23 protein-coding genes are annotated in these 23,497 nt (G+C 44.7%); 17 read left to right on the forward strand and 6 right to left on the reverse strand.

Annotated features, from left to right (window positions below):
• Nucleotides 1-4 precede the first annotated feature (4 nt).
• The 10 genes from cobM to LEP1GSC047_RS16380 all read left to right on the forward strand — a co-directional run bounded on the left by cobM (nucleotide 5) and on the right by LEP1GSC047_RS16380 (nucleotide 9,479).
• A complete protein-coding gene (cobM, locus tag LEP1GSC047_RS16335) occupies nucleotides 5-802 on the forward strand; it encodes a precorrin-4 C(11)-methyltransferase (RefSeq protein ID WP_010417303.1) in 798 nt (265 codons plus the stop codon).
• A 2-nt stretch (nucleotides 803-804) separates the two neighbouring features.
• Nucleotides 805-1,341, forward strand: coding sequence for a cob(I)yrinic acid a,c-diamide adenosyltransferase (gene cobO / locus LEP1GSC047_RS16340; protein WP_010417301.1), 537 nt, complete (start codon nucleotides 805-807; stop codon nucleotides 1,339-1,341).
• 8 nt (nucleotides 1,342-1,349) lie between these two features.
• Complete coding sequence (locus tag LEP1GSC047_RS16345; protein WP_020988970.1) at nucleotides 1,350-2,738, forward strand: cobyrinic acid a,c-diamide synthase CobB; 1,389 nt, start codon at nucleotides 1,350-1,352, stop codon at nucleotides 2,736-2,738.
• Nucleotides 2,735-3,424 (forward strand): adenosylcobinamide amidohydrolase, encoded by a 690-nt coding sequence (locus tag LEP1GSC047_RS16350; RefSeq protein WP_010417297.1) that lies wholly within the window; start codon nucleotides 2,735-2,737, stop codon nucleotides 3,422-3,424. The genes LEP1GSC047_RS16345 and LEP1GSC047_RS16350 overlap by 4 nt, the downstream gene beginning before the upstream one ends.
• On the forward strand, nucleotides 3,421-4,062 hold the full coding sequence (locus tag LEP1GSC047_RS16355; protein WP_039935409.1) for a histidine phosphatase family protein: 642 nt from the start codon (nucleotides 3,421-3,423) through the stop codon (nucleotides 4,060-4,062). The genes LEP1GSC047_RS16350 and LEP1GSC047_RS16355 overlap by 4 nt, the downstream gene beginning before the upstream one ends.
• On the forward strand, nucleotides 4,050-4,625 hold the full coding sequence (gene cobU, locus LEP1GSC047_RS16360; RefSeq protein ID WP_010417293.1) for a bifunctional adenosylcobinamide kinase/adenosylcobinamide-phosphate guanylyltransferase: 576 nt from the start codon (nucleotides 4,050-4,052) through the stop codon (nucleotides 4,623-4,625). The genes LEP1GSC047_RS16355 and cobU overlap by 13 nt, the downstream gene beginning before the upstream one ends.
• A complete protein-coding gene (locus LEP1GSC047_RS16365) occupies nucleotides 4,612-7,215 on the forward strand; it encodes a cobyric acid synthase (RefSeq protein WP_010417291.1) in 2,604 nt (867 codons plus the stop codon). Before cobU ends, LEP1GSC047_RS16365 begins: the two co-directional genes overlap by 14 nt.
• Complete coding sequence (cbiB, locus tag LEP1GSC047_RS16370; RefSeq protein WP_010417289.1) at nucleotides 7,212-8,162, forward strand: adenosylcobinamide-phosphate synthase CbiB; 951 nt, start codon at nucleotides 7,212-7,214, stop codon at nucleotides 8,160-8,162. Before LEP1GSC047_RS16365 ends, cbiB begins: the two co-directional genes overlap by 4 nt.
• Nucleotides 8,163-8,182: 20 nt before the next feature.
• Nucleotides 8,183-8,779 carry a histidine phosphatase family protein gene (locus LEP1GSC047_RS16375; protein WP_010417286.1) on the forward strand — a complete coding sequence of 199 codons (597 nt, stop codon included), beginning with the start codon at nucleotides 8,183-8,185 and terminating at the stop codon, nucleotides 8,777-8,779.
• A gap of 259 nt (nucleotides 8,780-9,038) precedes the next feature.
• Entirely contained in the window at nucleotides 9,039-9,479 is a 441-nt protein-coding gene (locus LEP1GSC047_RS16380; protein WP_010417285.1) for a hypothetical protein, read from the forward strand.
• A 391-nt stretch (nucleotides 9,480-9,870) separates the two neighbouring features.
• Here the strand turns inward: LEP1GSC047_RS16380 and LEP1GSC047_RS16390 are convergent, their stop codons facing one another.
• Nucleotides 9,871-10,557 (reverse strand): OmpA/MotB family protein, encoded by a 687-nt coding sequence (locus LEP1GSC047_RS16390; RefSeq protein WP_010417282.1) that lies wholly within the window; start codon nucleotides 10,555-10,557, stop codon nucleotides 9,871-9,873.
• A gap of 157 nt (nucleotides 10,558-10,714) precedes the next feature.
• Between LEP1GSC047_RS16390 and LEP1GSC047_RS16395 the strand changes: the two genes are divergently transcribed.
• The 6 genes from LEP1GSC047_RS16395 to LEP1GSC047_RS16420 all read left to right on the forward strand — a co-directional run bounded on the left by LEP1GSC047_RS16395 (nucleotide 10,715) and on the right by LEP1GSC047_RS16420 (nucleotide 17,384).
• Complete coding sequence (locus LEP1GSC047_RS16395; RefSeq protein WP_010417279.1) at nucleotides 10,715-11,407, forward strand: hypothetical protein; 693 nt, start codon at nucleotides 10,715-10,717, stop codon at nucleotides 11,405-11,407.
• Between the two features lie 213 nt (nucleotides 11,408-11,620).
• Entirely contained in the window at nucleotides 11,621-12,217 is a 597-nt protein-coding gene (locus tag LEP1GSC047_RS16400) for a TetR/AcrR family transcriptional regulator (RefSeq protein WP_039935664.1), read from the forward strand.
• A 96-nt stretch (nucleotides 12,218-12,313) separates the two neighbouring features.
• Nucleotides 12,314-13,561 (forward strand): crotonyl-CoA carboxylase/reductase, encoded by a 1,248-nt coding sequence (gene ccrA / locus LEP1GSC047_RS16405; RefSeq protein ID WP_010417276.1) that lies wholly within the window; start codon nucleotides 12,314-12,316, stop codon nucleotides 13,559-13,561.
• 101 nt (nucleotides 13,562-13,662) lie between these two features.
• The gene (locus LEP1GSC047_RS16410) at nucleotides 13,663-14,676 is read left to right on the forward strand and encodes a zinc-dependent alcohol dehydrogenase family protein (protein ID WP_010417274.1); all 1,014 of its coding nucleotides are present in this window, start codon (nucleotides 13,663-13,665) and stop codon (nucleotides 14,674-14,676) included.
• Nucleotides 14,677-15,309: 633 nt separating this feature from the next.
• The gene (locus LEP1GSC047_RS16415) at nucleotides 15,310-16,233 is read left to right on the forward strand and encodes an esterase/lipase family protein (RefSeq protein WP_010417270.1); all 924 of its coding nucleotides are present in this window, start codon (nucleotides 15,310-15,312) and stop codon (nucleotides 16,231-16,233) included.
• A gap of 107 nt (nucleotides 16,234-16,340) precedes the next feature.
• Complete coding sequence (locus LEP1GSC047_RS16420; protein ID WP_010417268.1) at nucleotides 16,341-17,384, forward strand: 2-dehydropantoate 2-reductase; 1,044 nt, start codon at nucleotides 16,341-16,343, stop codon at nucleotides 17,382-17,384.
• A 7-nt stretch (nucleotides 17,385-17,391) separates the two neighbouring features.
• Here the strand turns inward: LEP1GSC047_RS16420 and LEP1GSC047_RS16425 are convergent, their stop codons facing one another.
• The 3 genes from LEP1GSC047_RS16425 to rssA are packed head-to-tail and all read right to left on the reverse strand — an operon-like array spanning nucleotide 17,392 to nucleotide 19,802.
• Nucleotides 17,392-18,021: a DUF2062 domain-containing protein gene (locus tag LEP1GSC047_RS16425; protein ID WP_020989028.1), complete on the reverse strand. Its 630-nt coding sequence runs from the start codon at nucleotides 18,019-18,021 to the stop codon at nucleotides 17,392-17,394.
• 12 nt (nucleotides 18,022-18,033) lie between these two features.
• On the reverse strand, nucleotides 18,034-18,855 hold the full coding sequence (locus tag LEP1GSC047_RS16430; protein ID WP_010417261.1) for a tetratricopeptide repeat protein: 822 nt from the start codon (nucleotides 18,853-18,855) through the stop codon (nucleotides 18,034-18,036).
• A gap of 50 nt (nucleotides 18,856-18,905) precedes the next feature.
• Nucleotides 18,906-19,802 carry a patatin-like phospholipase RssA gene (gene rssA / locus LEP1GSC047_RS16435; protein ID WP_010417259.1) on the reverse strand — a complete coding sequence of 299 codons (897 nt, stop codon included), beginning with the start codon at nucleotides 19,800-19,802 and terminating at the stop codon, nucleotides 18,906-18,908.
• Between the two features lie 345 nt (nucleotides 19,803-20,147).
• Between rssA and LEP1GSC047_RS16440 the strand changes: the two genes are divergently transcribed.
• Entirely contained in the window at nucleotides 20,148-22,259 is a 2,112-nt protein-coding gene (locus LEP1GSC047_RS16440) for a SpoIIE family protein phosphatase (RefSeq protein WP_010417257.1), read from the forward strand.
• A 156-nt stretch (nucleotides 22,260-22,415) separates the two neighbouring features.
• On the opposite strand, the gene LEP1GSC047_RS16445 is transcribed toward LEP1GSC047_RS16440, so the two are convergent.
• Nucleotides 22,416-22,832 (reverse strand): MaoC family dehydratase, encoded by a 417-nt coding sequence (locus LEP1GSC047_RS16445; protein ID WP_010417255.1) that lies wholly within the window; start codon nucleotides 22,830-22,832, stop codon nucleotides 22,416-22,418.
• A gap of 13 nt (nucleotides 22,833-22,845) precedes the next feature.
• Nucleotides 22,846-23,298 (reverse strand): FAS1-like dehydratase domain-containing protein, encoded by a 453-nt coding sequence (locus LEP1GSC047_RS16450; protein WP_010417253.1) that lies wholly within the window; start codon nucleotides 23,296-23,298, stop codon nucleotides 22,846-22,848.
• Nucleotides 23,299-23,497 lie beyond the last annotated feature (199 nt).

Consider the following 23,497-nt stretch of genomic DNA (forward strand, 5'->3'; position numbering starts at 1 on the left):
TATTATGAAAGTATTCATCATCGGCGCAGGACCGGGAGATCCGGAACTAATAACTGTCAAAGGAGCTAAGCGAATCGAAACGAGTCCGATCGTACTCTACACGGGCTCCTTGGTTCCGGAGAGAGTAATCGCCATGGCGAACCCGGATGCAAAGATAATCGATTCTTCAGGCATGACGTTGGACGAGATCATTCACGTTTTGAAGGAAGCGTTTGACAAAGATCAGGATGTTGCCCGAGTTCACACCGGGGATCCGGCCATTTTCGGATCGACGGCCGAACAGATGCGAAGAATGGATGAATTAGGAATTCCTTATGAAATCATTCCCGGTGTCTCTTCATTCACGGCGGCCGCAGCAGCCTTAGGTAAGGAACTTACTCTCCCCGAAGTATCTCAAACGGTCATTATCACTCGGGCTGAAGGGCGCACACCTATGCCTCCGAAAGAAAAATTGGAAGTTTTAGCGCAGTCGGGCGCAACGCTCGTCTTTTTCTTAAGCGCGCTTCTTCTAAGAAAAATCGCGGAGCAGCTGATACCTTACTACGGAGAGGATTGCCCGGTTGCCATAGTTCAAAAAGCCTCCTGGCCGGAACAAAAAATCGTCCTGGGAACATTGTCTGATATTTCAGAAAAGGCTAAAGCGGAAAAGATCAATGCTACGGCAATCATATTTGTCGGACGAGTTTTGAACTGCCACGACTTCGCGGATTCCCGATTATATTCTCCCGATTTTTCCCATAAATTTAGGAAGAAAACGAACCTGCAAAAATCGGTTTCGATCGATTCGCCTCTACCCGGTTAAACATGGAACTTACATCTAAAGAACGTCGCGGATTAATGATCGTTAATACCGGGGAAGGAAAAGGCAAAACCACTGCCGCTTTAGGAATGATATTCCGCGCTTTAGGACGCGGCATGCGATGCGGAATCGTGCAATTCATCAAAGGAAAATGGGAAACAGGAGAAAGAAAATTCGCCAAAACGATTCCTGGATTAGATTTTCATGTTATGGGTCTCGGATTCACCTGGGACAGCGAAGACTTAGATAAGGATAAAAAAGCCGCACTCGCAGCTTGGGAATTATCCAAAAAGATGATTTTAGGCGGAGAGCATGCACTGGTTGTTTTGGACGAAATCACCTATGCATTTCATTTCGGCTGGATCGACGTCAAAGAAGCCTCCGACGTTCTTAAAACTCGACCTCTTCATGTTCATGTCGTTTTAACCGGAAGAAATTGTCCGGAACTCCTACTGGAACAGGCGGACCTTGTAAGTAAGATCGAAGCAGTAAAGCATCCGTTTCAGATAGGAATAAAAGCCCAGGCTGGAATCGATTTCTAAGAGGACAATTGAACAAATCACCGAGCATTCCTAGAATCCTAATTGCAGGTACCGGTAGCGGTGTAGGTAAAACCACTACCGTGCTTGCACTTTCTCAAGCATTCAGAAGACGAGGTCTCAAAGTTTCAACGTTCAAATGCGGTCCCGATTATCTGGATCCGACATATCATACGTTAGTCGCAGGAGTAACTTGTCAAAACTTAGACGGATGGTTGATGGGAAGAGAGGCCGTAATGCAAACTTTCCAAAGGGCGAGCGCAGGAAGCGATATAGCGATAATCGAAGGCGTTATGGGACTCTTTGACGGAGCTTCGCCCACGGGAGACGCAGGCTCGAGCGCCGAAATAGCCAAATGGTTAGAGGCACCCGTACTGATCGTATTGGACGCAAGAGGAATGGCTCGAACGATCGCTCCGCTGGCTCTAGGATTAAAGAATTTTGATACGGATCTGGACGTAAGCGGGGTTATCGCCAATTTTGTCGGCACCGAAAACCATCGCGAAATTTTAAGATCGGCATTAGGCCCATTCCTCCCGTTAGTCGGAGGGTTCCCGAAATCTCACGAGCATTCGTTTCCGGAAAGACACTTGGGACTCAGGAGCGCTCACGAAGCGGGTATTGACGATGATAAGCTGGCTTATTGGGGAGACGTATGCGGAACTTGGTTCGATCTGGATCGAATCTGGAAAATCGCGTCGGAAAAGCGATACAACCCTATCTCTTCCGAATCAAAAATCGATCGACCCAAGAATTCATATAAATGCAGGATCGGACTCGCAAAGGATAACGCATTTCATTTCTATTATGAAGATAACTTACGAAAATTGGAAATGGCCGGAGGCGAATTAATTCCATTTTCACCTATTTCCGATTCTAAATTGCCGAAAATAGACGGTCTCTATATTGGGGGAGGTTATCCGGAACTATTCGCCGATGCCTTATCGTCCAACAAATCTCTTCTAAAAGAAATTTATGAATTCGGAATGAATGGCCTCCCGATATATGCGGAATGCGGAGGACTCATGTATTTATCGGAAGAAATAGAGACCTTAAACGGAACTTCATTTTCGATGGTAGGATTAATTCCGGCCAAAGTAAAGATGCATGAAAAATTGCAGGCATTAGGTTACACGGAAGTGAGTATCGAAGAAACATCCTTCCTAGGACCCGTCGGCACTAGATTCCGAGGGCATCAATTCCGGTATTCGAACTTAGAGATCAAACAACATAAAAACGTAAAATTACTTTATAGAATTCGAAAAAGAAAGGGCGAAACGACTTCTTCGGAAGGGTATTCGGATCGAAACGTATTAGGATCTTATGTACATGCCCACTGGGCATCCAATCCTAGTATTCCCGAAAATTTCGTGGCTGCCTGCGCGAGAATATCTTCTTGAAAACTCCAGGACTTGAACAATCTATAACTCGAACCGACGGGATCTGGCTGGATATAGACCTGCAAGCAATGCATTTAGCGCTGAGTTGGACCGTCCTAGGCGGAGGCTGGACTAGGATTAGACACGCGACTTGGCTTCGAGTATCCAACAATGATTTACCTCCGGGAGTGAATCCTGCCGAGTACTATCAAACTCGGCTTACCGAAACCGGACGCGATATAAATAGCCTCGGCTTTTTAACCAGCGCCTCCCTGTTCGATTATACGGAAAGAATTTGCGGAAATGAAGATTTGTGGGTCCGTTGCATCGCGACCGTCGGTTTAGGAAATGCGGTGCGAGTCGGAGAACTGCCCCTCTTCCATCAAAATTACGGTACAGTCAATTTGCTTGTTCAAACTTCCGTCTCCTTAAATCTTCCCGCATCAATCGAGGCGATCTCGATAGCTACGGAAGCGAGAACCCTCGCGATTCTAGAAGAGAATATCCCGAGTCTTTCCGGATTTCAAACGGCAACCGGGACCGGAACCGATTGCATCGGAATCGTATCTCCCGAGTCGGATGATTGTCATACTTACGCGGGAAAACATACGGACATCGGTTACCTAATCGGAAGTTCGGTGCACCAAGCGGTGCAAGCCGGAATTCGGAAATGGAAACCGACAAAAACGAGCCTGGACAAAAAATGAAACGTTCACTTTTTCTAATACGTCATCCTCGGACTATCGATAACAATAAACGCTGCTTTCCCGGAAACGACGACATATCTCTTTCTCCGGAAGGAAAATTAGAGGCAAAAAGGTTAGGCGTTAAACTTTCACGATACTTAAGCGAAAAAGAAACCGTTTTCTTCGTAAGTCCATCAATAAGCTGTACGGATACGTGGCAAAATATGGGACTTAGCGAAAAAAATTCCGCAACGTTATTAAGAGAATTAGAAGAACTTAATTTTGGAATATGGAAAAGCCGATCTTTCGGAGAGATACATCGTCTATTTCCCGATGATTTCCGCCGTTTCTCGGAGTTCGATCCGGCCCTTGAATTTCCCGCGGGAGAGCAAATCTCCTCTTTTCTGAAAAGAATCTCTCAAGTGAAAGATCTGGTTTTAAACGAATTATCCTCCGGATCCGATATCGTTCTAATATCGCACGGAGGAGTTTTGTCCGTTCTTATATGCATCTTATTAGGACTGGCTCCGGTGGAATATACAAAGTTTCGAATATTCAGCGGTTCTATTTCCACTTTGGAGATTTATAGAAACGGAACCGCTTCCCTAACCGGTTTGAACAGATGCGGAAGATATTCGGAGGACAAATGGCCGGTATAAGCCTCGTTACGGGCGGTTGCAGGAGCGGAAAAAGCCGATTCGCATTGGAAAAAGGAAATGCATTCGACGGACGGAAAATTTTCGTCGCAACCTGTCCGAAAATCGACGATGAGATGGATCAACGAATCCGAAAACATCAGGAAGAACGAAAAGGTGGCAACTGGGAAACGATCGAGGAACCGTTGGAATTGCATAATGTATTCCGCAATTTATCGTCGAATGAAGAAAAAATCCTGGTTGTGGATTGCCTAAGTCTTTGGATCAATAATCAATTATATAAATTCCAGAACGAAGGCAAGTTACTCGACGAGTCCTTGGTACGGAAGTTCGTCACAAATTTTCTAGACGCGGCTCGTTCCTGCTCTCCCGGCAAAGTGATTTTCGTAACGAATGAAATCGGATTGGGCGTGGTTCCGGAATCCTCACTTATCAGAATTTATAGGGATTTATTGGGACTGTGTAACCAGATTGTCGCCAAGGAAGCGGACGAGGTGTACTTATTGATAAGTGGTATCCCGATTCGATTGAAAACGGAGGAAGGCATAAAAAATGAACGAATCTAAGGTGCAAGCTCACGGAGGTAACATCGATGCTCTCTCTAAGGAACTCGATTGTGGTCGCGAAGAAATCCTAGATTTTTCGGCTAACTTAAATCCGCTTGGATTTCCGGAATGGCTTCGCCCCTTAGTTAATTCGCAGATCAGCAATCTCGCATATTATCCGGATATTCGATACGAGGCCGTCAAAAAATCCCTCGAAACGCGATGGGGAATTCCCGCCAGCGAACTCGTTCTCGGAAACGGAGCCTCAGAGCTTCTATACTTCTTACCTCGAATCATCCGATATGATCTGGCAATTCTTCCGGTCCCTAGTTACGGAGATTACGAACGAGTCCTGCAAAAAAACTCGATTCCATACGAATATTTTGAATTACGAAAAGAGATAAACTTCGATTTGGAATATGATCGACTGGAAAGGATTCTCAAACGGGATTCCGATAAAAAGAAACTAATCATATTAGGACATCCGAATAATCCTACCGGTAGAGTCCTGAATCACATAGAGATTGAAAATTTAGCAAAACGTTATAAAAATACGTTCTGGATAATGGACGAATCTTTTTTGGACTTCTGCCCCAACCCCGCTTCATTAAGAAAGAACCGGCCCGACAATATGGCGATCGTCTGGTCTTTAACAAAAATATTATCTATTCCGGGTTTGAGAGCCGGAGTCTGCATTGCGGATTCCGACATTTGCGAAAAATTATCCGATTTACTTCCCCCTTGGTCGGTCAATCGATTAGCCGCGGCGGTTATAGAAAAAGCGACCGAGGATCCGGAATTTTTCGAATTATCTAGAAAATCGATCCAACTATGGAAAAAACCGTTTTTCGAACAATTAAACTCGATTCCGCAACTAACCGCGTTTCCGAGCGAAACGAATTTCATTCTCGTCGAATTATCCTCGACCGAAATTACCGTTTCAGGTTTAAAAAAAGAATTATTAGAAAAGTATAAATTATCAATTCGAGATTGTGAAAATATTCCGGGATTAGGAACCGGATTTTTTAGAATTGCCGTTCGGAATGCGGAAGATAATCGGTCCTTGATCAGCGCGCTTCGGGAGATTTTCAAAATCCCTTCCGGTTCCATAACGCTTTCCCGGAAAAAACCGGCCTTGATGATGCAAGGGACCGCATCGAATGTCGGGAAAAGTTTATTAACGGCCGCATTTTGTAGAATCTTTCGACAGGATGGAATTCGCGTTGCGCCTTTTAAATCCCAAAACATGGCATTGAATTCGTTCGTAACCGCCGATGGATTCGAGATAGGAAGAGCGCAGGCTTTGCAAGCCCAGGCGGCAGGAATTCCCGCGGACGTAAGAATGAACCCCATACTGCTAAAGCCCTCGAGCGAAAAGGATTCTCAGGTTATTCTGAACGGCAAACCGATAGAGGCAATGGATTTTCGCGACTATACGAAATTTAAACCGAAAGCCTTCGAGCAGGTGATGAAATCTTATGATTCTCTATCCGAAGAATATGAGGTAATCGTGTTGGAAGGTGCGGGAAGCGTTTCCGAAGTGAACCTAAAAGCGAACGATATCGTAAACATGAGGATGGCTCAATACGCGGAAGCAAAGGTTCTATTGGTCGGAAACATAGATCACGGAGGAATCTTCGGAGCTTTGGTGGGTTCATTGGAAACGATGGCCGAGTGGGAAAGAAAATTAGTTTCAGGATTTCTAATAAACAGATTTCGAGGCATTCCGGAACTATTGAATCCCGGAATTCAGTACCTTAAAACGTACACTAATAAATCCGTCCTTGGAGTAATACCTCATTTCGAAGGATTAGGTCTGCCGGAAGAAGATTCCTTAGAATTTAAGTCGGGAAAATTAAGCGATGAATCACCGTTAAGAAATAGGATCGATATCGCCATGATCGATACTCCAAGGATTTCCAATCACACGGATGTAGATGCTTTACGGTTGGAGGAAGATGTTCGATTGAGAATCGTAAGATCCGCCGCTGAACTAGGCAACCCGGATGTGCTAATCTTGCCCGGAAGTAAAAACGTTGCCTCCGACATGCATTATTTAAGAACTTCAGGGTTCTCGGAAAAAATCCTAAAAATGGCCCGGGACGATGCCGCGGAAATCGTCGGAATTTGCGGAGGATACCAGATACTAGGAGCAAAGATATATGATCCGCATAAAATCGAATCCGCTACGGGAACGACTCTATGCTTGAGTTTATTGCCTATCGAAACTACATTAGAGAAAGAGAAAATACTCAAGCAAGTCGCAGCCAGGCACCTACCTTCAGACAAAGTCGTTTACGGATATGAAATTCATCATGGACACACCGAGTTAAAAGATTCGATTCCTACCGTTGTAGTTTCTAAAGACGGCGTTCCTTTGGGACATTCCAATCAAAATGGAAGGATTTGGGGTACTTACATTCATGGAATCTTCGATGCCGACGAATTTCGTCGTTCCTTTTTGGATAAAATCAGAGTTCGAAAAGGAATGAATGCTTTGGGCGGTGTAACCGCAAAATACGAATTAGAATCAAGCCTGGAGAGACTGGCAATCGGAGTCCGAAATTCAGTAAATATGAATGAAATTTACGGACTTATAGGATTAAAATGAGGCTCGAAACGATCATCGTTGCTTCGATTCTAATGGATTTAATTTTAGGCGATCCCCGTAGGATGCCGCACCCGGTCCGTTGGATCGGAAAATTTGCTCGATTAACGGAAAGGCGCGCACGAAGTTTTTTTCGATCTCCGTTTTGGGCAGGAGTTTTTACCTCTTGCGCCGTCTGCTCATTCTCTTTCGCGATTCCTTTTACGGTCGGCAAAATACTCGAAAGTTTTAGCTCTATCGCGGAATCTTTATTTTCAATTTTCATAATATACACGACCATTGCTCTTCGCGACTTACTAAACCATAGTAAAGCCGTCTATCACGCGTTAAAGTCCGACGACCTATCCGTCGCAAGGGGAAAAGTGGCTTTACTAGTAGGAAGAGATACTCAAAATTTATCGAGATCGGAAATCGTTCGAGCGTGCGTAGAAAGCGTTGCAGAAAGTTTGGTCGACGGCGTGACGGCACCTTTATTCTTCGCAATATTCGGCGGCCCCGCTTGGGCGGTTCTATACAGATCGATAAATACGTTGGACTCTTTATTCGGTCATAAGAATCCACTGTACGAAAAATTCGGAACATTTCCGGCGAGAGTCGACGACTTTGCCAATTTTCTACCGGCGCGACTGACAGCCCCGATAGTATCCTTGACTTCGGCAATTTTATTCATGAATCCCGTTCAATCCTTTCGAATTCTATTGCGGGATGGCAAAAAACATCCGAGTCCTAATTCAGGGTTAGCTGAGGCTGCGGTCGCAGGAGCATTGGGAGTCAGATTAGGGGGAATAAATTATTACCAAGGAGTCGAGAGCAAAAAACCCTTTTTAGGAGACGAGAAAGAATCCTTGTCTTCCGTCCATATTTTACGCGCCAATCGAATCGTTTTTATCGCCTCGATATTCTCCTGCGTATTCTTCTTAGTTATACGTCGTTTAATCGTAAATGCTTAACGAAAGAAGGGCGGTAGCGATTGAACCGAAAGGATTCGTTTTCTCTTTACGTATTTCGGCATGCAGAAACGGATTGGAATGTCGAAGGAAGACTTCAAGGTCAACTAAATACGCCGATATCCGCTAAGGGCCGGGATCAAATTAAATCCATTTTTGATAAATTAATAAATTTTGAAATAGATATTTTATACAGCAGCGATCTACTACGTGCTCGACAAACCGCCGCCCCTCTGGCTTCCGAATTGATAATCCCTCTATTTTTCGATTCCCGCCTGCGAGAGGTCAACCTTGGCGAAGCGCAAGGCATGCTGATTTCCGAAATAGACGCTAAGTTCGGCGATGGCACTTGGTCGAATTGGAAAAGTCTGGAGCCAAAATGGGAAACGGTGAATTTTCCTAACGGTGAAAGAAAGAAAGATGTCGATTTGCGCATTCATTCGTTTTTACGGAATTTGTCCCACACACAAGATCGGAACCGGATTGCGATATGCACGCACGGATACTGGATTTACAGAATGTTCCATCTTCTTGAATCAAGGTCGGTCGAGAATATTCTAAATGGCGAAGTTTACGAAATCCTGATCGACGAAGAAAATCTTCTAAAAAAAAGGCCATAAACCGATATTCGAATATTCGGTTAACCTCGTACCCCGGAAAGGCCGGAACTAGAGAGAAAACGAACAATTGAATGGGTCGACCTATTCGCCCGATCAAACCTCAAGATAGAACATGGATTTAGACTTCCGAATTTCTTCCGAACCGATTTTTGTCGGACTCTCTAAATCATATCGTTTAAATCGTTATGCGAAGTAGCTAGTTTCTATGGAAATATCGAAAAGTCATGGACTTGCGTAGGTTTTGGGATAATTTATATACGTGCAAGTTTATCCGCGAATTGTCACGGTTTTTATCCTGATCGGAATTTGCGTTTACGGTTGCGATAAGCACTCCGATCACGGACGTATTTTATCGTTAATGCAACCTATAACGTCCTGCCTAAACTCTCCGGCAATTACCAAAGGCGGGGCGCCGGTAGCCGGTTCCTCCCCCGGCCATTATTTTTACTACTACGCAGGTAACGGAACGACGGACTCAATTTCTTTCACCTCGAATCCTTCCGGAACCGGAGCGGGAATTTATATAGGAAATTCGAATTCCACCATTACGGGCGGTAATTATGGAATATCCTCGAATTTTACGGTCTACGGACTGCCCTCGCCGTTTACACAATCGATTCAGACGGATAAGGGAAGTTTCAGATGTTTTTTAGTAGTCATTCCTTACGACCATCTATCATTTTCTCTAAAAGTCCAATAGGAAATTATTTATTTCCTATTGATAACCGACCGAAACTTCCGCAAAAACGTAAGGATGAACGATAATTTAGAAATGCACGTCGAAAGGGAATTCGATCGGTAAAGGAATTTTTCTGAAAAACCCATTCGAATCAAAATTCGAATATCGACTACTTTCCGCCAAACCGATCGTTCTCTGAGCCGAATTTTTCCCGCATCCAATCTAAAAATCCGCGCTCCACAATTGTGTCGCTCCCGTTTGACAATGTTTCGCCCTCCCGAATCGCGATCGTAAATTTTAGTCGCAACTCTTTCGACTCCGGTTACTTCTATCTGAAATTGCGATACTTGTTCGACGGGAATAAAATGATCCTCTTCTCCCGCTAAAATTAAGGCATGCGAACTTCGTAAGTTTATTCGCTCATTTTTTTCAATTCTTCGATCCCCGGTAAATTGGAAAGATCCGGAACGATCACGATTTCTATTCTACGATTGGCCATGCGATTCTCGGCCGTGGTATTCGAAACCGCCGGCCTGGATGAACCCATCGAAGCCGCACTAATTCTTTCTTCGGGCATTCCCGCCTTAATCATAGTGTGCAAAACATTTAGAGCTCTTGCAGACGCGAGTTCCCAGTTCGAATAACCTTTAACTCCCGTGGGAATATCGTCGGTGTGTCCTTCGACTTGAAAGCGGCGGCCTTCCAAGGAGGCTAGAATACCGGTAACTTCCTTAATCGCGTCCGTACCTTTAGGCGAAAGGCTTGCGGAACCCGGAGGAAAAAGAATGTCGGAAGACAAAACAACCACCATTCGTCCGTCTACGATTCTAATCTTCAGTTTTCCCGCGTCGATCATGCTCTTGAAGCTGGCAAGAAGATTCTTATATTCCAGGACTCGATGCTGGGTTTCTTCCTGTAAGCGTTTCATATCGTCCATAGAACGAAGTAGGCCGAGTTTATCCTTTTCCATTGCCTCAAAATCCTTCGATTTACGGGCGTAAGCTTCTTGCAGAGAGTCGTACTTTGATTGTGAGACGCAGTTTTGCGACGTAAGAATGATAAATATCGGAATAAATAAGGAACTTCTTATAGGTTTCATGGTCTTCTCCTTAAATCCAGTTGTGCATCGAACTATGACGCACTGTTAAACTATCGATCATTCCTTTGAATTCCTGAGACATTCCAATAGGAAATTACGTTTTTGAGGGAAAAAATCTGGCAATAAACGAGCATAGGGGTTAGTCTGATCCGTAAGTATGCATCATCTCTCATTAGAACCGGCCCGAATCGGAATCTTTCCTTTTCTACTGATATTCGCGTTTTTTTTAAGCGTGGAATCCCGTGCGCAAACGACGCCGGCAGGGACACAGGTACATCCGAAGGAATCATTAACCGGCGGACCTCCTGTTTTAAAAAAACTAGTCGAAGATGTAAGAGCTACTTTAAAAGAACGAGGCTATACTCTAGACAAGAAGTCTCAGTTTACTGGTTCCGTTTTTAAGGGAAGTTCGGTGATTTTTAAACTGCAATTTCCGGAAGGCAAGGATCGAAAAGTAATTCGCAAACTCGGAATCGGTCTCGCACACGAAATTCCCGATGAAGCGGTGATGGTCCAGATTTTCATTTCGGATTCCCAAGATCGAAAGCTTTCTCCCTTGTATACCGGACTCGCGGAAACGTCCTTTATTTATGAATGGGAAGCAAGATATGGGGAAAACCATTTCTTAATAGAAATCCGTTTAGAAGAATCGGAGTCTAACGTAGCCAACTTCGAACTTTTATTCGGAAGCGAGTTATACACTCCTTCCGCAGCTTTCGGACGAGAGGAAAAGGACCAAAATCTCAATCTCCCTCAGTCCCCTGGAACGAAGCAACCCGATACGGAAGGTCGAGCCCCGGGAACCACCGAGGTCAGGAACTACTTTGAGGTTTTTAAGAAAGAATTCTAACCAAACAGAGGTTCCGGATGAAAAACTCTTATTTTTCCCGTAAGATAGTCGCATGGAAGCTTTAATAATTTGTTATTGAATTGCGAAAATCGGGTATTCGTTGTAGCCTAGACTATAAACCCGAAAGCTACGACGGGTTTGACCGAGCGGGCTCGCAAGCGAGTACGAAAAATAAAATGCTCGGGAAATATCCTCGCAAAAGAGGTCACATCAGTGAAGAAAAAGGATGGTAGCCCAGTCTACCCCATCAACGGAAATTTTAGAAATTCTAGGGAACGAATTCTAGAGGGAGCGGCGATCGCTTTCGCTAGAAAGGGCTTCCACGGTACCTCGCTGCGTGAAATCAGCAGAGAATGCGGATTAGAACAACCGAGTATTTATCACCATTTTCATTCAAAGGAAAACCTGTTTCGGAAGGCCCTGGTTGCCACACACTTAATGATTTTAAACGGAATTCGGAGTCAGATCATTAAGGAAAAAGGCTTACGGGAAGAGGTGGTTTCCGTTTTCCAAGCAATCATCGATATCGTGCGAGAGTTTCCCGAAAGAACCCGTCTTCCATTCAGCTTGGTTTATTCCGCCCCGGAAAACCTTGTTCTAGAATATACGAATCATTACGGAGCTCAGTATAGAAAATTGCTAGAAGCTGCCGTGACGCGCAATCCTCCTAGCAAACGACCCGACTTAAAATTATCTTTATTAGTCGATCTGCTACACAGCCTCATACTTTCGATTGCCTCCGAACGCTTTTTTGAAGACCGAGTCAAAGGAATCGAAGAGAGAATCGATTTTATTTTATTGAACAATTAGTTTCCGACCGGGAAACCCGGGAAATTCGTAGATCCAGAGTAAAAAATCCATCTTTTTTTGGTCGTATCCCAGATCGATACGGTTTTTCTGGTCCGCATGAGCGCACCTGAAATCGTACCAATTGGCCAACTTCCCCCGCTGGGAGTCGTCCCTAAAAAAATGCATGCACAGGTTATCCGTCCTGAGAGGTTCGGAGATCCGATAAAATCAATTCAACCTGAAGAAATCGAAGTCCCTGAAATCGGTCCCGACGAAGTTTTAGTCGCGGTCATGGCCGCCGGTATCAACTACAATAATGTTTGGGCCGCACTCGGATATCCGGTAAATGTAATCGGAGCCAGAAATAAAAAAGGGGAACCCGAACAATTCCATATCGGAGGCTCGGACGCTTCGGGCATCGTATATAAAATCGGATCCGACGTAAAGAATGTGAAGGTAGGTGACGAAGTAGTCGTCCATTGCGGTATGTGGGATCGCAACGATCCATGGATTAAGTCGGGAAATGATCCGATGTTCGCCCCGTCTCAGATCATCTGGGGATACGAATCGAACTGGGGATCGTTTGCGCAATTTTGTAAAGTTCAGGATCATCAATGTTTACCGAGACCGAAGCATCTTAGCTGGGAAGCATCGGCCGCCTATATGTTGGTAGGCGCCACCGCTTATCGAATGCTTCACAACTGGAAACCGAACGACGTAAAACCCGGTGATGTCGTTCTTATCTGGGGAGGTGCCGGAGGTCTTGGAGCCATGGCTATTCAGATCGTAAAGGCCGCCGGTGGAGTTCCTATTGCAGTCGTTTCCTCGGATGATAAAATCGATTTTTGTAAAAACCTAGGCGCTGCCGGCGTAATCAACAGGAATCATTTCAAACATTGGGGCGCCCTGACTTCGGAAATCAATAAGCCGGAAGTATTCGCAGAGTGGACTAAAAACGCGCGCGAATTCGGTAAGGCAATCTGGGATATCGCCGGCAAAGGAAAAAATCCGAAAATCGTTTTCGAGCACCCGGGCGAATCGACCATTCCGACTTCGGTATTCGTTTGCGAAACGGGCGGAATGGTGGTAATTTGCGCCGGAACCACCGGTTTTAACGCAACCGTCGACCTTCGCTATCTTTGGATGAGGCAAAAACGTTTGCAAGGATCCCATTTTGCGAACGATGAAAATTCCGCCGGACTAAACCGGCTTGTGATAGAAAAGAAAGTCGATCCGGTTCTCGCCCAAACATTTACGTTTGACGAAACCGGGAAAGCTCACCAGTTGATGAAGGAAAATAAGCATCCTGCAGGAAACATGAGTATTCTCGTGGGAGCCGCCAAGCCGGGATTAGGAATCCAGTAAGGAATCTTTTTCCACCGAATCGAAACTCTCTCGCAGAAAAAATCGGCGGGAGAGTTTCCGAAACCGAAAAAACCAGTTATCCTATCCGCATAAAACCGACCATGAAGGCAATTCGTCTCTCTTCCTTTGGCAAAGAAAACCTTTCTCTCGTAGAAATACCGGATCCGGAAAGACCGGGTCCAGGAGAAGTGTTGGTCCGATTCCGGGCAGCCTCCTTAAACTTTAGAGACTACTTGGTGATCGAAGGCAAATACAATCCTAAATTCCCCGTACCCATGATCCCCTGCAGCGACGGCGCCGGAGAAATCGCAGAAGTCGGAGAAAACGTTACGGAATTTAAAGTCGGAGATAAGATCAACGCGACGTTTGCACCGTATTGGATCAGCGGTCCCGCTACAAAGAGAGAACTTCGAACTACGTTAGGCGGTCCTTTAGACGGAACCCTTCGCGAATATGCAATTTTACCGGTATCCGGAATCGTTCCGATGCCCTCGCATCTTAGCTTTGAGGAAGCCGCAACTCTACCCTGTGCCGCCTTAACCGCCTGGTCCTCCTTCTTCGTAGAAAATAACGTGAAGCCGGGCCAATCGGTTTTAGTACAAGGAACCGGAGGAGTTTCCCTATTTGCATTGCAATTCGCAAAGATGATCGGTGCGACAGTCTATTTGACATCTTCTTCCGAGGAAAAACTAGCTCGGGGAAAAACGTTAGGAGCAGACTACGGAATCAATTATAAGGAACTTCCTAACTGGGGAGAAGCGATTCGAGATCTAACCGAGGGAGAAGGCGTCGATCATGTTGTCGAAGTGGGAGGGGCAGGAACATTAGAGCAGTCTTTGAAAGCCGTTAAACGATTCGGCACGATTCACTTAATCGGCATTCTTGCAGGCTCTAGTAAGGATTTGAATCTTCTGCCACTTGTTATGAATCAAATCAAAGTCCAAGGAATCGTAGTCGGACATCGAAAAGCTTTTTTAGAGATGAATCGCGCGATTCAAAACGTAGAACTGCGCCCCGTAATAGATTCCGTATTTCCGATTCAAGAATTCGGAGAAGCATTAGACATTCTTAAAAAAGGAAGTCATTTCGGAAAGATCGTCATTCGAATTTCGTAAACAGATGGACCCATTCGATTCTGCAGATGAGTGAGGACAGAAGCTGCTCGAGGTTGGAAAAGTAATAGAGGAAGGGGGAAAATCCACTCTTAGCATAAAAATCTTTCTATAGTACGTGGAAACGTCGCTTATCAATGTTCTGTCTTCAGTCTTCCATCCGCTGCATGGGAGTTCCAACATAATTCGCTTTTAAAAAAATTGTTGTCAGGGAAATAGGAATAATTGTCTGTCCTCTGTCCTCTGTCCTCTGTCCTCTGTCCTCTGTCCTCTGTCCTCTGTCCTCTGTCCTCTGTCCTCTGCACAGAAATATAATTAGTAAATAAGAGAAAAAGACAGTAAGTAAGAGGGCCAATCTTGGAACTTTTAAATTCCGCAAATGCTTTTAAATCGCCCTTTCTCAAAACTTAGAATGCATTTTTATATAACGATTGTTAGCATAATAAATTAGTTTCATATCAAACGTATTATTTAAGGAGTTTTTTTCGAACGTTTTCTCTTGACAATCTCAGGGATCAGATTAGAGTAAATCCCTCGGTCTATATCGAGTGATACATAGAAAAAGCGAACAAGAAACACAAAGCGAATCTCAATTTGAGACACAGAGAATAGTGAAGAGAAAAGAGGTAACATTCCATGCGTAAACTAGGACTATCAGTATTGATCCTGTTTATTTTTAGCGGCTCGTTGTTCGCGTCAGGCGGAGGATCATCTTCCAAACCACTCGCTGGGGCCTATCCGATTATCCTTTCCCACGGTCTTTTTGGCTGGGGAACCGATTCATCAGGCATAATCAGCATCATCAGCTATTGGGGAGGAATGGATTCTTATCTAACCTCACAAGGCGCAACGGTATATGCTCCGACAAAAACTGCGGCACAATCGAACGAAACCCGCGGAGTCGAGTTAGCCAACAAAATCAATGTATATATGGCGGCCAACGGGTTCTCAAAAGTTCATATTTTAGGTCACTCCCAAGGTGGACTGGATAGCCGCTATGCTATTTCTAACCTGGGTCTTTCTTCTAAAGTATCCACTCTGACCACGTTGAACACTCCCCACCGTGGATCTCCGATTGCGGACATAATCAACACAGTTCTACCTGATTGGATTAAACCCTTCGTTAATGCGGTTTTAGGCGTTGTGGTACAATTGGTCTATGGCGGCGGACAACAAAATGCGCTCGCTGCTTTAGGATCTTTGACTACTTCGGGAACGGCGGCCTTCAATACCCGTACACCGAATTCTGCCGCGGTGAAATATTATTCTTACGGATCTTATATCACCATTCCTGACCTGATCCAACACCCGTTAATGGGTATTCTACAACCTGCCTGCGCTGCTGGCGGTTTGTTCAATGGACAAGGGGCAACCTGCGACGGTCTCGTTCCTTATTCCTCACTTCAATGGGGAACATTTAACGGAGGACCAAGTTACGGAATTCTGACAACCGGGGTCGACCACTTAGAAGCCTCCAATACTCTGAATTCAGGTAAGACTTGGTATGATGTTGAGGGTTATTTCTTAAAAATGGCTCAAAACGCGAAATCTAATCAATAATCGTTTAGTTAGAATTCTTATAAGTAAAACCGAGAGTTTCCGAAAGGGCTCTCGGTTTTTTTATTTTTACTTGGTTTTTCCCGTTTTAGAATAAATCTTATCCGCTTATGCAAGAAGATTCCGCTAAATTTGCGATTCTGGGCTCAGGAAACATCGGAACGTACATCGGAGCACATTTGGTCAACGCAGGATTTCCGGTCGTCTTTGTGGGAAGAGAACGCAATCGAAAGGAAATTCAGTTATTCGGTCTTGGAATTTCCGATTTTACGGGAAAGTTTTTTTCCATTCCGCCTAATAAGATCGAATATGCGACCGACCTAAAGGAAGTTCGAGGTGCTTCCATCTTCTTTGTGACCGTTAAAAGCAGAGATACGAAAGAATTAGGCCAAGCCTTAAATAAGCATCTATCTTCCGCGGAAAAGGAAAAAGCGATCATAGTTAGCTTTCAAAACGGCGTAAAAAACAAGTCATTGCTTTACGAATCGATTCCGCACCTGGGAGAAAGAATTCTCGCAGGAATGGTTCCTTTCAACGTGATCGCAAAAGGAAAAGGACAGTTTCATAGAGGAACAAGTGGAGACCTGGTCGTTCAGGAAAATCAATACGGGAAAAAAATCGTAGATTATCTCAGGACCGCGGGCCTGTCCGCGGCTACCCATCCCAATATGGATGGAGTTCTTTGGGGAAAACTTCTCATCAATCTAAATAATAGCCTAAACGCACTTTCCGGGATTCCGCTACGGGAGGAACTTTCTTTACGCGGATATCGCAGGATTCTTGCCGCAATGATTTCCGAAGGTTTTGAAGTCCTGAAACTCGCAGGAATAAGACCGAGCAGAGCGGGAAAAATGATACCTCAGCTCGCTCCGATAATATTAAAATTACCTGATTGGCTTTTTTTCAGAGCCGCTTCCAGTTTGGTAAAAATAGATCCCGAAGCTCGCTCTTCCATGTGGGAAGATCTAAATCAAGGACGACCAACCGAAATCGATACGTTAAACGGAGAGATATTAAGGTTGGCGGATAAAGTCGGTCACGGTGCTCCGATTAATAGGGCTATCGTCGCTCTCGTTCGCGAGGCCGAAAAAAATCCGAAATCCTTGCAATACACTCCCGAAACTCTGATCGCAAGACTAGGATTAAAATTTTAAAAAAAAATTAAATCCCTTCTTTCTGATTCAAGGACGGTCTAGCGGAAAAAAGGCCGATGTCCTTTCTTACGTGACGTTCTTCCCATTCCCTGAGTGTGATTCCTTCTTTTTCCGCAAGTGTCGAACGATACGAGTTCAAGAGTCGGTACGTAAGAGGATATCCGATAATCGCAGAAGGCAGGCCCACCACGAAACCGCCCACAAACATAGGGAGTCCCATCCTATCCAACAGAAATATCGACCAATACCATAAACCGGAAAGGAAGTCCATAGATTCGGATTTGGCCATCACTTCGTATATAACATTAAAATCCAGTTCGACGGACGCGATTCCGAATGCCATCAGAGAGTATTTGCCTAATATATAAAATATATAATAAAAAAAAGGAAGAGTCACCGGGTTCGTGATCCAAATCATCGCGATTGCAATCGGTAAATAAAAACGAATTCGAAAAATCCGTAAAATAACCCAGGTCGCAAAACCCAGATACATTTGGATCCCGATCAGAGGAGTCATAGACCAAATTAAACCGATTGAAGTTCCAAGGCTGACCTCACTGACAGGAGCGTGAGACTCTTGAAAGGGAAGTATAATTTGTTTATGTACGATTCGCGCCAATGCGGCTAAATATTTCATTATTTTCCTACGTTATGGGAGCTTGGAAGCTGCTTTCGAGTATTGCTCCCACGCCTTTGCATATTCTTTCTTCGCGGGAAACAATTCGAAGGCTTTCTTTGCCGATACAGCCGCTGCTCCCGGATTTTTTTCCCATTCAAATTGCAATTTCGCCAATAAATAATACGTTTCCGCTTTTAGTATGAGGTCTCTATAAGGAGTCTTTAAACCCTTCTCCAGATAATCTTTGGACGATCTTCGATCACCCTGTAAAAGAGCGGTCAATCCAAGACCGAAATAAGCGGAACCATCCCGCTTCGCTTCCAATGATTTTTTATATTCTAGTATCGCTTCGGAACGTCGATTTTGCCGAAGTAATAGGTTTCCGGAATCCACTCGTAAGATGGATGCCGCTTCGAAATCTTTTTGCTCTTCGGCGGCACTTAATGCTTTTTGAAAACTCGATTCCGCCTTAGCATACTGTTTCCGTTGTTGCAGAATCAATCCTATCCCCCGAAGGCAGTCGTAGGAATCCGGATTTTCCTTTAGACAAAGCTTATATTCTTTTTCAGCCTGATCGTCGTCTTTTCTTAAATACTGAATCCAACCGCGAAGATAATGTATTTGATCCGTCTTTCCGGACCGCTCCGCATGCACCTTAGCCTTTTCGATCGATTCTCCTATATGTGCGGAGTCCAATAAATCCCTGATTTCTAGAATTGGGGGATCCTCTTTATCCGTACAAGTCGAAAAAAGAAACCATAAGCAAAGGAGAGAGATTATTGGTAACTTGTTCATGAAAGTCGTATTAGTATCGTCTTGATTCGTTTCGGCATCGAATGGATTGGAGTTCATCTGAGATTCTATTCTTCCCGGTTTCTGTGGCAATCCCTAAATCGCGAACTTCATTTCGGAATGATTAAAGCTGGAGCCATTTTTCTGACGATGTCCCGTCCCTCGGCGATCGCTTCCTTTCCTCTATGAAATTCCATCAATCCGATATAACGCAAACGAGGGGCGAGCAAAATATCGGGGGGATCCCCGGCCATCCGACTCCGAGTAATGCGGATTTGCATGATGTTTATGCTTTTGGATACCACTTCCATAATCCCGGGTTTTTCATCCTTTTCATCTTTGAGGCGCTCGTCCAAATCGCTTCCCCAAAATTTAGAAGTCCAGGATCGCCAACGAGACATCTGGTCGGTAGAAATTTCTTTTTTATCTTCTTCTTCTCTCTTTTCCAAAAGATCCTGATTTAAATCAACGGCAATGACATAATCGGCCCCCATTGCTCTGCAGAGAGAAACTGGAACGGGATTTACTAGGCCCCCGTCTACGAGCCAGCGTCCGTCTTTTAGCACCGGGGTAAAAATACCGGGTAAAGAAATCGAGGCCCGAACGGCTTCGAAGATGGAACCGTCTCGAATCCAAACCTCAATTCCGGTATCAAGATCTGCCGCAACGGCACCATAGGGAAGAGTCAATTCATGAATCTCTGCATCGCGGAATTCCTGGGCAAAAAAATCGAAGAGTTTCTTTCCTCGAATTAATCCACCACCGAATGTCCAATCCATAAAACCCAGGATATCCTTCCATTCCAGGCTTTCGACCCAACTTTCGAGGGCAGGGAGCTTTCCCGCAGAATAGAACGCACCGACCAGTGAACCGATGGAGGTCCCACAGATGATATCCGGCCGAATTCCGAGATTTTCAAGCTCCTGTATCACTCCGATATGCGACCAACCCCGAGCGGAACCGCTTCCGAGCGCTAGTCCAATTTTTCGTTTTACGTTATTTCCCATTCTGCCTCAAATCTCTCCGAAAACTATCATACGGTGTCATCTTTCCACGGTTTTTTCCATAATTTATAGTATTAAAACTCTAAAAAAAAACGTCTCCTCTCTTAGTGAAACTTTGCGAACGACAAAGTGTCTTATACCTCCGTCTATTAAACTTGGATCAGACACTCAATTGAAAATAAAATTCATAAAATTCCGGATGTAAAAGATTCTCAAGATCTTTGTATAAAAATAGGATTTAGCAATAATTTCTTTCCTTTCGAGAGCGAGCCTATATCCATGTTAGGTGGAGAAAGGTTGACTCATTCTCGATAGGAAACAGAGGATGGCTCTGGGTACTCATACCTCATGCACATATCTAAGTATTTATTCTTTTTATTAGGGCCGGTCGGATTCCTAATTTTTCTTCTTACGCTGACTCCGTCGCATAAGGAAGAAAATATACGTGCATACCAGGGCAGTATCGATCTCCGAGGTATCCATGATGCATCTTCCGGCCCTGTCGATCTTTCCGGCGAATGGGAATTTTTTTGGAGCCAGGAAGCTGGGAAGGTTTTGGAGACATTCCGTAGCAAGATTACCGTACCAGGTGCCTGGAATCGCGAAACGGAAATTCATTCTTCTTATGAAAAACTGGGATACGGAACCTATCGGCTGCGAATTTTAATCCCGGACGTATGGGTCGGGAAAGTTTTGACGATCGGACTCGGTTCCATCCTGACCTCTTATAGACTTTATATCGACGGAAATATCCTGGGAGAATCGGGAACTCCCTCGCCTTCCCCAAAAGAGACGATACCTAGAGTTCAGCCCAAGTTTTTTTCGTTCATTCCTCCCTCTAACGTAGTTTCCCTGGAAATTTTCGTTTCCAATAATTATTCCAGACAAGGAGGGATCATATCTCCCGTTCGTATCGGTCCGTCGGAAGTCATGCAAGGCTATCGAACTCGAACGATTTTTTCCGATATATTCGCATTCGCTAGCCTCTTAATCATGGGACTTTATCATATTTCCCTATATCTCTATTTGCGATCCAGTACGGCCCCTCTTTATTTCGGTTTTATGAGTTTGGTTATCAGTATACGAACCTTAGTAACGAATGCGAAACTTCTAATGGAATTTTTTCCCTCCCTACCGCAGCCTGCGATTCAAATGCTGGATCAGATTCCTTTAATCGTAAGCGTTCCTTTTTATTTATTGTTCTTTTGGACGACCTTCGAACCTTACGTTTCGAAAACATTCGTCAGGGTCTCGATCGCGATTTCCGCAATCTTTACCGTCGCGACTCTCTTCGGATCCTTGGCGTTTAACAGCGAAAAGATAATGTATTTCCATATATTTATGGGATTTACCATATTATACGTTTTGTATGTGATTTATACGATCGATTTCGATAAGGAAAGCAACTCGGCGTACATTCTTTACGGAACCGGTCTACTATTTTTAGGAATCGGTATCGATTTATTTTATACTTACGTGTTAAAGGTCTCTTCGTACGAAGTTTCGCATTTCGCGCTAGTATTCTTCGTTTTCTTGCAATCCTTAGTAATCGCGTCGGACAGATCATCCAAGTATAAGGAAGCTAAAGTCCTGACCGAAGACCTTCAGACGATGAACTTGGAATTATTCGAGATGAAGGAAAAACTCGTTCAAAAGGTCGAAGACAGAACAAAAACTCTTAACGATACCCTCCAACAAATCAATCGCGAACTAGAGATCGCGCAAAACGTTCAAAGAAAGATTCTCACCCCGCCTGATCGGGAGATCTCGGGAATTCGTTTCGAATACGTATATAAACCTTTGGAGAAAGTCGGCGGGGACTTTCTCGACATTTCCGAAGTTAAGCCGGGAAAAATTAGGGTTCTACTGGCAGATGCGGTAGGCCACGGGGTGCAGGCCAGCTTAATGACCATGGCACTGAAGACCGAGTATGAGGAACTCAAGAAATTGGATTGCCCAACGCAGGTCCTGAAGGAATTGAACGGAAGATTTTTACGAAAGTTCGATACGCTCGAAAGTATCTTTCCCTGCTTTGTCGCGGATATCTTTTTGGAAAAGAACGAACTTCTTTACGCATCCGCAGGACATCCCGATCAAGTTCTGATCAAACCCGACGGGACCTACGAACTCCTACATAAGACCGGTCCGATTCTCGGATTATTCGATGATTTGGAAATTCAGTTCAATACGTTCCCGTTTCCGGTCGGTAGTCGTCTTCTTCTTTTCTCGGACGGGCTTATAGAAAATCGGAGAAAGGAAAATCGCTGGAGCACGGTGGATTCTATAGCGATCAAAGCCACGTCCATGGCCTCTTCTAATTTACAGGAACTTTTAGAGGAATTGGTGGTGATGGAGGAACGTTCTCGCGGAGATGAACAAAGATATGATGATATTACGATTATCGCAATCGAATCGACTCAGGATCGAGTTGTAAACAGAAGACAGAAGACTGAGGACTGAGGACTGAGGACTGAGGACAGAACATTGGTCAGCGAGGTTTCCACGTACTAGAGAAAGATTCTTGTGTTACAGTGGATCGGTCCTCTACCTCTGATACTTTTCCGACTTCGAGCAGCTACTGTCTTCAGCCCTCTGACCTCTGTCTTCCGTCTTCTGCTAACAGGCTACGATCATTTCTCCGGACGCTTTTACTTCGCCGGAATCATCCGCCGCTTCTACAGCCACGACTAATAGCTTTTCGCCGTTTTCTTCTTTTTTACGTTTTATTTTACCGCTGCATGTCAATCTTTGTCCCGGCTTGGTCATCGCTTTAAACGTTACGCCGAACTCCTTGATTTGCTTCTGGTCTGCCCAAGCGGTGCAAAGTCGTCCGATTTGCGCCATAACAAACATCCCATGCGCGATAGTTCCGTCGAGTCCGGTCTTACGTGCAAAGTCCGGATCATTATGAATCGGATTAAAGTCCCCGCTTGCACCGGCATAGCGGACAAGATTTGCATGAGTAATAACGTCCGTTGTTAAGGGAGGAAGTTCCTGCCCGATTTCGAATTTATCAAATTCTATTTTGCTCATAGATTTCCTCCAATCAATGCTCGGGCTTACGAATGAAAATGGACATCTCGGCTTCGACTACCGCGTCGCCCTTAGAATCGCGGATCGTCGTCTTGAAAGTCATCGTATCCATTTTACCGACGGTCACATTAACGCATTCGCCCTGTGAAGAGACCTTACCCGGATAGAGAGTTTTGAGATACGTGTATTTTTCCTTTAGATGGAGAATACGGGACGTGTCCACTCCCATACTTTCCATATCCTGCCAAATTTTAGGGTAACCCCAAAATTGAATTACGGTAGGGTACGTCGGCGGAGCCGGAATGTCTTCGTACCCGGCCTTTTTTGCGGCCTCTACATTGAAATAAATTGGATTCGTTTCTCCGATCGCCTGGCAAAATTCGCGGATTTTTCCGCGCTCTACGTCGAATTCGTAGCGGTCCAGTTTTGTGCCGATCAGGTCTTTTGATATGCCTTTTTCTGCCATAATCCTTTCCTAATTTGGATCGTAATCCTCCTATAAGAGGAGGTGGTGCTTAACCGCCCTAATTTTTTCCTCGGAGTCTTTCCGGTCTATTGCTTTTTCTTTTCTAAGGTCCGGCCACTCAGAACAAACGTTCACCGAATACTGTTCGTCCGATCGGTTTCGAGTTGTAAGACAAGGAGGTTAGCGAATCGTGTACCTG

It is taken from the genome of Leptospira inadai serovar Lyme str. 10 (assembly GCF_000243675.2).
GTDB lineage: Bacteria > Spirochaetota > Leptospiria > Leptospirales > Leptospiraceae > Leptospira_B > Leptospira_B inadai.